Source organism: Prochlorococcus marinus XMU1406 (genome assembly GCF_017696055.1).
Taxonomy (GTDB): domain Bacteria; phylum Cyanobacteriota; class Cyanobacteriia; order PCC-6307; family Cyanobiaceae; genus Prochlorococcus_A; species Prochlorococcus_A marinus_W.
In genome coordinates this window covers 114,480-126,886 of the sequence record NZ_JAAORG010000001.1, presented here as the reverse complement: position 1 = coordinate 126,886, position 12,407 = coordinate 114,480, and the positions used below count along the sequence as shown (strand labels likewise).

Here is a 12,407-nt window from a genome sequence, read left to right as displayed (position 1 = left end):
TCGCCACCATTTCCCCACCATTTTCAAAAATAGAAATTTTTTAATAAAAAAACACTAAAAAAGACCCTTACTGGGTCTTTTTCTGTCTTATAAGACTTATATTGAATTCCCCGGGCGGTAGTGAGTTTAACAAAATAAGTCTTGATATTACGCGATTTGTCATGACATATAAGAGAGAAATTAGAAAATGGACGAATATTTTGACGAATAAATTAGTTTTTTATTTTTTTAATTTTTTCTAAATTCCATTTATCAAATATTAATTTCATTTCTCTTTCGTAATATCTTACTTTCTTTGAGAAAGGTAGTTGTTGAACAATTATCCCAAAGGGGAATTTAAAAAAAGAAGAAACATAAACAATATAAAACTCGATAAATGAAGGTTTTGGTGGGAGAGGTAAATTTTTTACATATGCCCAATCAATGCATGGTTTTAGTTGCTTATCACTAGCGATAATATTTTTTTTACATCTCCACCAAGAAAATAGATAAATGCAAATAAAAATTGGTAGAGGAAGAAGTCTCAACATTAAATATCAAGGATTATTTTCTTTTAATTAATTTTATAAATGATAGTTTATTTTTTATGGAAATTCTTGATGATACCTCAAAGCACTTCTACTCGGGTAATAATACTCTATGAATTTCAAGTTAATAGGAGGACAATATAGATATAGATCTAGGAGGTCTTATGAAACTATTCAATCAATTCAATGTCCTTCCAAGATACCTAACTGCATTTAATTATGCAGGGTTAAACTTGAATGAGACTCCACAAGAACTAGAAAAATGTAATCCTGAGTTTCAAAACTTTTGGGATAAGGAATGTAGAAAACATCCGACTAATCAGAATTGTTTAATTTATTGCGACTGAGGATAAAAACGTGAAAATAGCAGTAAAAGTGACTAAAAATCTGGACGAATATTTTTACTAAAAGACGAATAAAAAGACGAATACTGGACGAATAAAATTGCACTATAGTGTCATTATTCGTCTAGACATTTTTCACTGAGAAGGTAGTTATAGGCAAAAAAAGTCACCGAATAGGTGACTTAGCATGACTTTTCTTGACTTTAAAACTCCCCGGGCGGGATTCGAACCTGCGACCAATCGATTAACAGTCGATCGCTCTACCGCTGAGCTACCGAGGAATATAAAATGAATTTAACTCTTTAAAGTGCCTTATGACAAGTAAAATATCTAATTATATTGAAATTTTGATGGTTCTTGCCAGCTAGATAAAAAACCATTTTTCAGTTCTGCTACTGAATCAGCGTAAGTTAATTCTTCATAACGATGAGTAATCCATAAAGCGGATAAAGGTCTCTTATGGTCACTTGTAAGATCTTTAACAGTTTTTAAAACTCTTAATTGGCTGGTTTGATCAAGTAACGCTGTAGGCTCATCTAGAAGAATAAAATTACTATTACTAATAAGAACGCAAGCAATACTTAAGCGTTGTTTTTGACCACCGCTTAAGGTGTGAACTGGCCTTTTTTCAAAACCATTCAATCCCACCTGAGCAAGAACATATTCAATTTTTTTATTAATTTCATAATCACTTATATTTTGGTTAATATTGATGAGAAGTTCGCTCCTGCAATTTGGCATCAATATTTGATGATCAGGGTTTTGAAATACCATCCCTATATTTGCATTAGATTGTATGACTCCATTGATGGGGTTAATTATTCCATTAATTAATTTTAAAAGGGTACTTTTTCCACTCCCGTTTTTACCGACTACCATCCAAAATCCAGGTTTTTCTATAGAGAAATTACATTTAAGAATTAAATTTTCTTTTTTCCCAGGATATGAAAAAGTGACATCTTTGAAATAAATATGAGGTATTTCATTTTCAAGAACATCTGGCATTAATTCTATCAATCTATGTTGAGAGAAAATCCTGGTCTTTTAGCTCCTCCTGCGACAGATGATTTTTCATATATCTGAACAGAAATGATTTCTTTAGCTCTGACAGCAATTAATTTATTTTGTACTTTGTCACACCTTAGTTCAATCAAGTTTGTGGATTCTAAAGTTTCATTCATAGAATTTTTTATTTCATCATAAATTCGTTTAACATCATCAAATTCTTTCTTCTGAATTGAAAGTGGAAAAGGTGAATATTTCATACTTAGTTCCAGCGAAAACATAATCTTTATAAAATACAACTTTTCATAATTATAAATATTTTTACAAAAAAAGTTATTATAAATTAAATTCTTTTGAGAAAATTATATAAAAGATCTTTAAATACAATTATTATGGAAAAAGGAGATTTAATTTTGCAATTTAAAAAATCATTCCATGGAAATCGCAAATGATATTACTTCTCTAGTTGGAAATACCCCGTTAGTTAAATTAAATCGAATCAGAAAGTATTTTAATTGTTATCCTGAAATAATAGCAAAACTAGAAAGTTTCAATCCATCAGCGTCCGTTAAAGATCGCATCGCTTATTCAATGTTATGTAAAGCTGAAGAAGAAGGATTGATTACACCGGATAAAACAACGTTAATTGAAGCAACAAGTGGAAATACTGGGATCGCATTAGCAATGGTTGCTGCAGCAAAAGGCTATAAATTGATATTAACTATGCCGGATACTATGAGTATTGAAAGAAGGGCAATGTTGAGAGCATATGGAGCTGAATTACAGCTAACACCTGGGAGAGAAGGAATGAAAGGAGCTTTAGATTTAGCTAATGAGTTGTCTTCAAGCATTGCAAATAGCTATCAATTTAATCAATTTGAAAACTTTGCTAATCCAGATATTCATGAAAAAACAACGGCTCAAGAAATATGGGCCCAATCCAATTCCAATTTAGATGGATTAGTTACGGGAGTAGGCACAGGAGGAACAATTACTGGTTGCGCACGTTTTTTGAAAAAAGTTAATCCAAATTGCAAAATTTATGCTGTTGAGCCCAAAAAAAGCGCTGTCATTTCTGGAGAAAAAGCAGGTTCTCATTCGATTCAAGGAATAGGAGCAGGTTTCGTACCGAAAGTCCTTAATACTAAATTGATTGATGAAATTATAAAAATAGACGACGATGAAGCATTTCATTATGGGCGTTTATTAGCTCGATTAGAGGGTCTTCTATCAGGCATCAGCAGCGGAGCAGCTTTAGCGGCAACGATAAAAATCGGCGCAAGAAAAGAACTAATTAATAAAAGATTGATAGTAATTCTTCCAAGTTTTGGTGAAAGATATTTATCAACGGCAATGTTTGAATCCAATACCTCTATTCAAGCGAGAAAAGATGGTTACCTTTAATTCCTAATTTATAAAAATGGAAAAGAATTTATATGAAGAATTAGGCCTCAAACAAAACGCAACCAAAAGTGAAATTAAATCTTCATATCGTTCTTTAGTTAAGCAACATCATCCTGATGCAGGAGGAAAAAAAGAACGATTTCTTGCAATACAAAATGCCTGGGAGATTCTAAAGGACCCTATCAAAAAAGAAAAATATGATAGAAATTTCTTCTCTTCCAGTTCATCATTTGATTCATTAAATGAAAATTGGGAAGAGAAATTTAATTCAAAAAAAAATAATTCATCAATTAAAGACAGAGAAGTTGAAACATGGATTAAAGAAATTTACACTCCGATCAATAGATCAATTAGCCAAATCATTAAACCTTTAAAAAACGAAATCAAAGAACTTTCTGCGGATCCATATGATGACCAACTAATGGAGAATTTTTGTAACTACATAAATCTTTCACAAAAGAAAATAGAAAAAGTTGAAAAAATTTATAATAAAAAAATTGTTCCAAACTCTATTGCAGCTTTAGGGCTCGATCTGTATCATTGTTTTTCACAAGTGAAAGATGCACTATCTGAATTTGATAGATATACACAAGGATATGTAGATGATTACTTATTCGATGGCAAAGAAATGATAAAAGAAGCAAAAAGAATTCAATCAAAAATGTCTGCAGAGAGAAAAAATAAAAAATTTTAAATATAAAAATTTATTGAATATATTCTTTAAGTTGATCCAATTTCAACCAGACATCTGGAACCGGCATGCGCCATCGAACCTGAGCATATTCGTCTTTGACTGCAAGAATCTCTCCAGGACCTTCAAAGACATAATTAGGTAGATCTTTATCACTGGCTAGCGCCTCGATACTTTTTAGATAATTTTCTCTATCGACAAAAACTAAGCTTCCTTTCTTGAGAGGTCTTATTGGAATAGAATCTGTCATAATACAGTTAACCAAGTTATTTGAAATTTATTATACAAAAACTTGTTTGATAAATATTTAAAAAAATTGATAACGGAATAATAATTACAAACGTCTTAAAAATTTAATAGCCTTAAATAATAAACATCTATATGATATGCGTCTTTTACTACTTGGCTGCACTGGATTTGTTGGTAAAGAATTAGTACCAACACTACTCAATGAAAATCACGAAATATACATTATAAGTAGAAAACCCATAAGTAAATTAAAGGTTGATTTAGATTTCAATAAGTTTAAATTTTTTCAAATAGATTTATCAAAAGAAAAAAATTGGAATAACGAAAATCTTCTAAATATTTTAACAGAGACAGATGGAATTATTAATTTGATGGGAGAACCCATAGCAGAAAAAAAATGGACTTCTGAACAAAAACAGGAGATTGAAAATAGTCGTATTAACACCACGAAATTTATGATGAAGACCCTTAAAAATTTAAAAATAAACCCAAAAGTCATTATTAATGGATCAGCAATAGGTTATTACGGTACAAGTTTGTCTGGTGAATTCACTGAAAATAGTATTGGAGGAAAAGACTTTTTAGCTAATCTTTGCAAAAAATGGGAAGCGGTCGCTGCTGAAAAACCATTTTTCTCAAGGTTAGTTATTTTAAGAATTGGAATTGTTCTAGAGGCAGATGGAGGAGCATTAGGAAAAATGCTTCCTATATTTAAAGTTGGATTAGGTGGACCAATTGGAGATGGTAAGCAATGGATGAGTTGGATTCATAGATCTGATTTATGTGCATTAATTATTCAAGCATTAGTTGATAAAAAGTATTCTGGAGTATTTAATGCTGTTGCACCAAATCCAGTATTAATGAGAGACTTTTCTCAAACTTTAGGCAAATGTCTGAATAGACCTAATTTACTTCCAGTGCCTGGAGCGGTTTTAAAAATATTGTTAGGAGATGGCGCAAAAGTTGTATTAGAAGGACAAAAAGTAATTAGCAGTAAACTCAAAAATTATAATTTTAAATATCCTCTTCTTGAGAAAGCAATTTATGCCTCCACCAAGAATTAATACCGTTTACTAAGGCACCAATAATAAGAATTGTTATCAATGGAACTACTAGAGGATTCCAAACTATCTGAATGAAATTAATAAAAATAAATATGCCATTTAATTGCATGATGATTGCAAAAATAAAAAATATTGCAAAAAAAATGACTGTAAATAAATTTATTAATAACAAATTATCAATAATTTGTTTTAACTTATTTTGATTATCCTCCTTAGTCATTTTTTATAACAATATTCATATCATCAACCATTCTAAGACAAGCTTTGTTTTCACCCAGTCTTTTTTTGGCATTTTCATTACATGAGATCATAAACTTCTTATTTAGCTGTATAAGATATATTATTTTTATGATCAATTCTATTGTCTGATTGATTTGATCATTCTTATCTTTATAATTACTGGCACAAAAAATATATTTTCCAAGCAAACGTCTCTGCGCTTCTGCGAAAGTTTTTGTAAATTGTGGACCTTTACCTTCAATCTGAATAACCGGTTTTCCTAATCCAATCGCTTGCTCTGCAGCTGTTCCTGCCATACTGATACAGAAACTACTTTTCAATAATATTTTTTCAAAATTATTCCAATATATATTCACTTCTAAAAATTTATATTGGAATTTCAAGAGATTATTATCTTTTATGTGTTCTAGTTTTAACCATCCTCTTTTTTGAAATATCTCCTTTATTTTTAATGAAGATAAAGCATTAACTATTGCAAAATTAAACTTAATTTTTTGAAAATATTTTAAATCTGACAATACCTCTAAGACCTCTAAAATCAAAACAAAATTATCTATAGTCTCAGGGAATCGACTTCCTGGAAATAATCCAATACTAAATTCAGATTTCTTTAATTCTTTGTTTCTAGGAAAAAACTTATCCATAAATGGGTTGCCTAAAAAAGACACTTTCTTTTTTAGTTGCAAAGTTAAATCATTAGCTGTAAGGGAATCTCTCGTATATATTTTTTTTGCTTTTTGCGAAAGCAAAAAAAATTTAGAAGGCCATGGTAATTTTAACTTTCCTTCATAATGACTGGAATAAGCAACTAGATATGTAAAAAAATCTTTCTTACAAAACCATGCAAAAAAAACTGGCACAATATCTCCTACTACAAAAAAATAATCATATTTTTTTCTTATTTTAAAAGTTAAATATAATCTTCTTAGAAGATAAAATATTTCTCCTCCTAATATCTCAGTGAGTCTTCCCTTAAAAGAATTATAGCCAATTCCTCCAGTACAAAATTCTTTAGTTTTACCGATAATCTTAATTTTTTCTTTTTCGTAATGGTTTCCTATACCAACAATTGGCAAAGCATGAACAGAATAACCACTTTTTACTAATTGCTTAGCTATTAGACTGCCAGATAGATCTTCTCCATGTCCATTACTTAATATTAGAATTTTAAACAATTTAAAATTCCAACCATTTTTTTACTTTTGTTAATTCAGGCCAATCTGGATATCTACTGAATCCGTCTTCAACAGATTCTTTCAACTCACTTTTCACATCAGGCATCATTATAGACATTTTTTTTATTAACTCAATATGATCCCTAACACCTTTATTATTGGTAGCCAAAAGAGCTAAAGACAAATTCATTCTTGCTTGTGGATCTTGCTGATTTAATCGAACAGCTTGTCTGGCAGCTGACAAAGCTTCTTCATTATTTTTCAAAAGTAATTGGAGCCATGATAAACAAGTCCAGGCAGCAAAATGATTTGGGATTTGCTGTATAATTTTTTGAAAATCTTGAACGATTGGAATTAAATCTTGACCTGCTTTATATCTTGATAGAGCTGCATTAAAATTCTCTTCGATAAGATTTATTTCGTTATTCATTTTTTTTAAACTGCAAAGGAACTTCCACAACCGCAAGTTTGAGAAGCATTGGGATTTACAAAATTAAAGCCACCTCCAATTAATTCCTTACTAAAATCTAATTGCATTCCATAAATATATAAAAGACTTTTAGGGTCACAAACTACTTGAAAGCTTTGATCAGCTTTTAATGAATAATCATAAACTTTATCATCGGGATTTATTTCATTGGTTCCTATAAAATCCATCGTATAACTCATCCCACTACAACCGCCTGATCTTACTCCTACCCTTAGTGCTTTTTTATCACTTTGGCCCTTCAATAAATTTGAAATTTGTTCTATAGCATCATTCGTAATTAAGATACCTTTGCCATCATCAGAATTTTTAATTTCCTGTTTAACTTCTACATTTTCCATAAACAAAGTATTTCTCCTATTTATAATATAAAAACTTAATCGATAGTATGCATAGAACAAACATTATCCAAACTTGATTTGTTATAATTTTAAGAAAAAGTGAAAATTGCAATAGTTGGTTCTGGATTAGCTGGTCTTACAGCAGCAGTAAATTTAGTTGATGAAGGCCACGAAGTAGAAATTTATGAGAGCAGGTCATTTTGGGGAGGTAAAGTTGGAAGTTGGGAAGATAAGGATGGCAACCACATAGAAATGGGTTTACATGTATTTTTTTATAATTATGCAAATCTTTTCAAATTAATGAAAAAAGTTGGAGCTCTAGACAATTTACTCCCGAAAGATCATACTCATCTATTTATCAATAATGGTGGTAATTTAAAATCTTTAGACTTCAGATTCCCTGTAGGTGCTCCATTTAATGGACTAAAAGCTTTTTTTACCACCGAACAAATTACTTGGGTAGATAAGTTTAGAAATGCCTTAGCTTTAGGGACAAGCCCAATAGTTAGAGGATTGATAGACTATGAAGGCGCAATGAAAATAATTAGGGATCTAGATAAAATTAGTTTTAAAGAATGGTTTTTAAACCATGGTGGAAGTGAAAAAAGTTTAGAAAGAATGTGGGATCCTATCGCATATGCTTTAGGTTTCATTAATTGCAAAGATATTTCAGCAAGATGCATGCTAACTATCTTCATGATGTTTGCTTCAAAAACAGAAGCCTCAAAACTGAATCTTTTAAAAGGTTCTCCACATAAGTGGTTAACTCAACCTATTGTCGACTACATCATAAACAAAGGAGCAAAAATTCATCTTAACCATAAGGTAGAAGAAATAATTTATGAAAAGGAATCTTCCTCTTATTCAGTTACCAAATTAAAAATATCTTCTACTGAAGGAATTAAGGCAGTTTTTGCAGATAAATTTCTAGCTGCCTGCGATGTTCCTGGAATAAAAAAAATAATTCCAAAAGAATGGTATCAATTTAAAGAATTTGAAGGTTTAAAAAAACTTAGAGCTGTTGCTGTTGCCACAATCCAATTAAGATATGACGGTTGGGTTACTGAATTACAAAAAGATAATACAGGAAACGAACCAATTGGATTAGATAACCTTCTTTATTCTGCTGATGCCTCTTTCAGTTGTTTCGCTGATTTAGCACTAGCAAGTCCAGCAGACTATAGAAAAAAAGATATGGGATCACTTCTCCAATGTGTTTTAACTCCTGGCGATCGATGGATGGGAAGATCTACAGAAAGAATTACAAAAGAAATAGATAAAGAGGTTCGTCGTCTATTCCCATCCTCAAAAAACCTTAAATTGCTTTGGAGTAATGTAGTACAAATTCCACAATCTCTCTATAGAGAAGCTCCAGGCATGGAACCTTTCAGACCTAATCAAAAAACATCTATATCTAATTTCTTCATGGCTGGTAGTTATACAAAACAAGATTACATAGACTCTATGGAGGGAGCTACAATGAGTGGTCATTTGGCTGCTGCTGCAATTTTAGAGAAGAAAGCAGAATTAGCAAAGAATCTTGCGGTCAGTTAATTAATGGGTACTTGGCTAAAACATGACGTAATAACAGTTGTTAATGCGCCTCTTGAAAATGTTTGGGATACATGGAGCGATTTAGACTCAATGTCACTTTGGATGAGCTGGATTGAATCTGTAAAAACAGTTGATGAAGAGACCAATACATTACCAGATTTAACAGAATGGACTTTGGCAGCAAATGGCTTTAGGTTTAAATGGAAAGCTCAAATTACAGAAAGGGTCGAAAAAAGCAAACTTAAATGGAAATCAATAGGAGGTTTACCAACTCAGGGATCAGTAGTTTTCGAAAGTAAAACTGATCAAATCACCACTGTAAATTTAGCAATAACTTATGAGCTACCTAAAATGATTGCACGATTTATGGAACAAAATATCTTAGGCAAAATAGTTACAAACGAATTACAGGCCAATATTGATAGGTTCAAAGATTTAGTTGAAAAGAACTATTCAAAAAATTTTTCTAACTAAAAATATTAATTGCCAAATCTAGCAGTCCTTCAAAGGTATATTTTTGTGCCTGACTATCAACTCTGCCAAAAATCTTATTACATATTTTTGTTGTCTGAGGTCCAATAGATAACAACTTAATCTGATCAAAATATTCTAACCATTGTTTACCAAGTTTTTTTTCTAGTAAAAAAGCAGCATTTACTACGGTTTTACCGCTTGAGAAAATAATTGCATCTACTTTTCGATTAGAAATAATATCAATTGTTTCTTCCGGAATTGAGTCAGGACATCTAGTTTCATATGCAGCAACCTCAAATACACGAGCACCAGCCTTTCTAAATTGATCTGCAATTAGATCCCTACCACCTGTTTGAACTCTTGGTACAAAGACTCGAAGTCCATAACCAGATATAGGAAAATTATCAATTAAACTTTCAGCAACGAATTCTGGAGGTATGAAATCAGCCTTAATCCCAAAATCAACAAGAGTTTTTGAGGTTTTTTCTCCGACTACGGCGATTTTTGTTTTTTTAGAACATTCTTTTAATGAACTATTAAAGTATCTAAGTCTTTTATCTACAAATTTGATCCCATTACTACTTGAAAAGATAATCCAATGAAAATCATTAATTTGATTTAATGCTTCGTCAAGAGGATTCAAATCATCAGGATCACCAATACTTATTGCAGGCAAATCAAATACATTAGCACCCTTGCTTATGAATATCTTTTTTATATCCAATATCCCTTCTTTTGATCGAGTAATAATTATATTTCTTTGATCAAGGGGTAGATCAACTATTGGCATCCTTTTCCTCAAAATTATTATTTTGATTTTTATTTTTTAATTCATCGAGAAGTTTCAAGACTGATAATCCTTTATCAAGAACAACATCGTCTTTAAAAATTATCTCTGGAACTCTTCTCATCTCTATTCTTTTTCCTAAACTATGCCTAATAGAGCTTTTAGAAGTATTCAAGTTTGCTACAATCTCTTTCCTCACTTTCTCTTGAGCAGTTGAAGTTATGTAAATTTTACAGTGTTGCAAATCACCTGATAAATCAATCTTTGAAATATTGACGAAATGATCTCTAATAAGATCATTTTCCAAATCATTCTGCAAAATAAGGGTTATTTCTTTCTTCAAAAGAGAAGAAACTTTTGCAAGACGGTAATTATTTGGCATTATGGTTGTAAATTTATTGGGTTTGTCATCGCTTGCAAGACAAAATAAACAGTTATGAAAGCACTTAAGACAGAAGATATCAAACCTACTATTGTGAGTGGATTTGATCTATTTTTGAATAAAGGTTCAAGCAAAGCAACAAGTCCCCCAACAATGATGGATATCAAATACTTTGGATATCTTGCAACATTAGAGAAAAATTCGCCCATAAGCTCCACAAATAGATTACTTTTTTAGCTAGGTTTTAACAAACATTAAACAGCATGATTACATTATATCAATTTAGGCATAGTGCTTTTTGTTTAAAAACAAGAATGGCTCTTCATGCAAAAAAACTACAATATCGAGTTGAAGAAGTAACACCTGGAATAGGCCAATTTGAAATCTTTAAATTATCAGGTCAAAAGCAAGTACCTGTAATAGTTGATAGTAATGATCAAGTTATTAATGACTCTTCAACTATTTGCGAATATATAGATAAAAAAAATGATAACAATCCACTCTTTCCTGAGGACCCAATATTATTTGCACAATGCAAACTAATTGAAGATTGGGCAGATACTACAATGGCTACAACTTGTAGAAAAGTATTAATAAAATCTGCAATAGAAAATCCACAGCTAAGAACTGCATTACTTCCAGATGAAATACCTTCTTCAGTTAAAAGTATTGTAGATAGATTACCTTTTGAAAATCTTAGTAAAATTTCTAATGTAGTTTTGTCTTCTAAAGATAATTTAGAACTCCAAAAATTACTGGAAGCTTTATCAAAATCCTTGATCAACAAAAAATATTTAGTTGGAGATAGTTTATCAATTGCAGATATTTCAATTGCTGCTCAATTATCACTTCTTAAATTTCCAAAGTCTGCAGGACCAATTCTTTCAGGAGAGGGGAGCCAAGAATACATAAATAACCCATATTTAGAAAATCTTTTTATTTGGAGGAACAACTTAGAAGAATATCTTTTTAGTGCTAACTTTCAATAAATTCAAACGTCAATTTATATTTATTTGTTTTTATAGCATGAATAGAAGGATCACCAACTTTTGAACCATAAGAAGCAACATATTGCACTCCACAAATTGATGGTTTGATTGAATTATCAACTTCCAATATTTCTTCGGAACATTTTTGAAATTTACTAATGGTCTCTACCTGATTAATCCTTGAAGCGCCTGGCTTATGCGCTGTTTGTATAACTAGCTCATCTGCGAAAAAAATATCATCATCTTGGATCTGATTTCTCCCTGTAATTCTTGAATCGATGTAAAAATCATCTTTTAAATAAGTAATTTGATTATTAATAGATTGAGGATCATTTACAACCTTGATTAAGGTATCACCAAATATTGCTTTTCCAATAGATTCAGAATTTTTTGCACGATTACCAACAATTAAATCTGAATTATTCTTAAAGAAATTTACTTTATAAATAACTGGTTCTTCTGAATCATTAACTATATCTTGAGAAGTAACAAGCCAATTCCCCTCGAACCATTTAGGATAAACTAAATCTTTAGAGGTATCAGATAATTTAAAATTTGGCAAATATAATTCCGGCCATTGATTTTCACGATTTTCCAAAAAGTCTCGTACGTTAGAATCTATTAGAGCAAAAGAACTTTCTAAAAAAATTCCTTGAAAAATCAAGCAAAGAATTAATCCAATAAGAATCTTCAT

Annotated in this window: 19 protein-coding genes and 1 tRNA gene; 7 read left to right on the top strand and 13 right to left on the bottom strand. The window is 30.9% G+C overall.

Translation table 11 applies throughout. The features are described from left to right. Positions 1-212 precede the first annotated feature (212 nt). Entirely contained in the window at positions 213-530 is a 318-nt protein-coding gene (locus tag HA149_RS00685; protein WP_209112110.1) for a hypothetical protein, read from the bottom strand. Between the two features lie 161 nt (positions 531-691). On the opposite strand from HA149_RS00685, the gene HA149_RS00680 reads away from it, so the two are divergent. Continuing rightward, positions 692-874 (top strand): hypothetical protein, encoded by a 183-nt coding sequence (locus HA149_RS00680; RefSeq protein ID WP_209112108.1) that lies wholly within the window; start codon positions 692-694, stop codon positions 872-874. A 206-nt stretch (positions 875-1,080) separates the two neighbouring features. Here the strand turns inward: HA149_RS00680 and HA149_RS00675 are convergent. From HA149_RS00675 to HA149_RS00665, 3 genes are all read right to left on the bottom strand, one after another. Further along, a tRNA-Asn gene (locus HA149_RS00675) sits at positions 1,081-1,152 on the bottom strand. Positions 1,153-1,201: 49 nt separating this feature from the next. Then, on the bottom strand, positions 1,202-1,876 hold the full coding sequence (locus HA149_RS00670) for an ABC transporter ATP-binding protein (protein ID WP_209112106.1): 675 nt from the start codon (positions 1,874-1,876) through the stop codon (positions 1,202-1,204). An 8-nt stretch (positions 1,877-1,884) separates the two neighbouring features. Further along, complete coding sequence (locus HA149_RS00665) at positions 1,885-2,157, bottom strand: hypothetical protein (RefSeq protein ID WP_209112104.1); 273 nt, start codon at positions 2,155-2,157, stop codon at positions 1,885-1,887. 154 nt (positions 2,158-2,311) lie between these two features. Here HA149_RS00665 and cysK point away from each other — a divergent pair, with 154 nt between their 5' ends. Both cysK and HA149_RS00655 read left to right on the top strand, forming a co-directional pair. Continuing rightward, positions 2,312-3,280 carry a cysteine synthase A gene (gene cysK, locus HA149_RS00660; protein WP_209112102.1) on the top strand — a complete coding sequence of 323 codons (969 nt, stop codon included), beginning with the start codon at positions 2,312-2,314 and terminating at the stop codon, positions 3,278-3,280. 16 nt (positions 3,281-3,296) lie between these two features. Beyond that, positions 3,297-3,974 (top strand): J domain-containing protein, encoded by a 678-nt coding sequence (locus tag HA149_RS00655; protein WP_209112100.1) that lies wholly within the window; start codon positions 3,297-3,299, stop codon positions 3,972-3,974. Positions 3,975-3,984: 10 nt separating this feature from the next. On the opposite strand, the gene HA149_RS00650 is transcribed toward HA149_RS00655, so the two are convergent. Continuing rightward, complete coding sequence (locus HA149_RS00650) at positions 3,985-4,221, bottom strand: NAD(P)H-quinone oxidoreductase subunit O (RefSeq protein ID WP_209112098.1); 237 nt, start codon at positions 4,219-4,221, stop codon at positions 3,985-3,987. A 136-nt stretch (positions 4,222-4,357) separates the two neighbouring features. On the opposite strand from HA149_RS00650, the gene HA149_RS00645 reads away from it, so the two are divergent. Continuing rightward, a complete protein-coding gene (locus HA149_RS00645) occupies positions 4,358-5,284 on the top strand; it encodes a TIGR01777 family oxidoreductase (protein WP_209112096.1) in 927 nt (308 codons plus the stop codon). Here HA149_RS00645 and HA149_RS00640 read toward each other — a convergent pair. From HA149_RS00640 to HA149_RS00625, 4 genes are read right to left on the bottom strand one after another with little or no spacing between them, the layout of a single operon-like run. Beyond that, positions 5,235-5,504 carry a hypothetical protein gene (locus HA149_RS00640; RefSeq protein ID WP_209112094.1) on the bottom strand — a complete coding sequence of 90 codons (270 nt, stop codon included), beginning with the start codon at positions 5,502-5,504 and terminating at the stop codon, positions 5,235-5,237. The genes HA149_RS00645 and HA149_RS00640 overlap by 50 nt on opposite strands. Then, positions 5,497-6,699 carry a lipid-A-disaccharide synthase-related protein gene (locus HA149_RS00635; RefSeq protein ID WP_209112092.1) on the bottom strand — a complete coding sequence of 401 codons (1,203 nt, stop codon included), beginning with the start codon at positions 6,697-6,699 and terminating at the stop codon, positions 5,497-5,499. The genes HA149_RS00640 and HA149_RS00635 overlap by 8 nt, the downstream gene beginning before the upstream one ends. A gap of 1 nt (position 6,700) precedes the next feature. Then, positions 6,701-7,129 (bottom strand): tetratricopeptide repeat protein, encoded by a 429-nt coding sequence (locus HA149_RS00630; RefSeq protein WP_209112090.1) that lies wholly within the window; start codon positions 7,127-7,129, stop codon positions 6,701-6,703. 5 nt (positions 7,130-7,134) lie between these two features. Continuing rightward, entirely contained in the window at positions 7,135-7,527 is a 393-nt protein-coding gene (locus HA149_RS00625) for a HesB/IscA family protein (RefSeq protein ID WP_209112088.1), read from the bottom strand. Between the two features lie 99 nt (positions 7,528-7,626). On the opposite strand from HA149_RS00625, the gene zds reads away from it, so the two are divergent. Together zds and HA149_RS00615 are read left to right on the top strand one after the other, a co-directional pair. After that, entirely contained in the window at positions 7,627-9,081 is a 1,455-nt protein-coding gene (zds, locus tag HA149_RS00620; protein WP_209112086.1) for a 9,9'-di-cis-zeta-carotene desaturase, read from the top strand. A gap of 3 nt (positions 9,082-9,084) precedes the next feature. Then, entirely contained in the window at positions 9,085-9,555 is a 471-nt protein-coding gene (locus tag HA149_RS00615) for an SRPBCC family protein (RefSeq protein ID WP_209112083.1), read from the top strand. Here HA149_RS00615 and HA149_RS00610 read toward each other — a convergent pair. From HA149_RS00610 to HA149_RS00600, 3 genes are read right to left on the bottom strand one after another with little or no spacing between them, the layout of a single operon-like run. After that, positions 9,548-10,345: a uroporphyrinogen-III synthase gene (locus tag HA149_RS00610; RefSeq protein ID WP_209112081.1), complete on the bottom strand. Its 798-nt coding sequence runs from the start codon at positions 10,343-10,345 to the stop codon at positions 9,548-9,550. The two genes, HA149_RS00615 and HA149_RS00610, sit on opposite strands and share 8 nt — an antisense overlap. Next, a complete protein-coding gene (gene rbfA / locus HA149_RS00605; protein WP_209112078.1) occupies positions 10,332-10,724 on the bottom strand; it encodes a 30S ribosome-binding factor RbfA in 393 nt (130 codons plus the stop codon). Before rbfA ends, HA149_RS00610 begins: the two co-directional genes overlap by 14 nt. Further along, positions 10,724-10,933 carry a DUF751 family protein gene (locus HA149_RS00600; RefSeq protein WP_002806502.1) on the bottom strand — a complete coding sequence of 70 codons (210 nt, stop codon included), beginning with the start codon at positions 10,931-10,933 and terminating at the stop codon, positions 10,724-10,726. The genes rbfA and HA149_RS00600 overlap by 1 nt, the downstream gene beginning before the upstream one ends. A 54-nt stretch (positions 10,934-10,987) precedes the next feature. Here HA149_RS00600 and HA149_RS00595 point away from each other — a divergent pair, with 54 nt between their 5' ends. After that, the gene (locus HA149_RS00595; RefSeq protein ID WP_209112076.1) at positions 10,988-11,713 is read left to right on the top strand and encodes a glutathione S-transferase family protein; all 726 of its coding nucleotides are present in this window, start codon (positions 10,988-10,990) and stop codon (positions 11,711-11,713) included. On the opposite strand, the gene HA149_RS00590 is transcribed toward HA149_RS00595, so the two are convergent. Continuing rightward, on the bottom strand, positions 11,700-12,407 hold the full coding sequence (locus HA149_RS00590; RefSeq protein WP_209112074.1) for a DUF6816 family protein: 708 nt from the start codon (positions 12,405-12,407) through the stop codon (positions 11,700-11,702). The genes HA149_RS00595 and HA149_RS00590 overlap by 14 nt on opposite strands.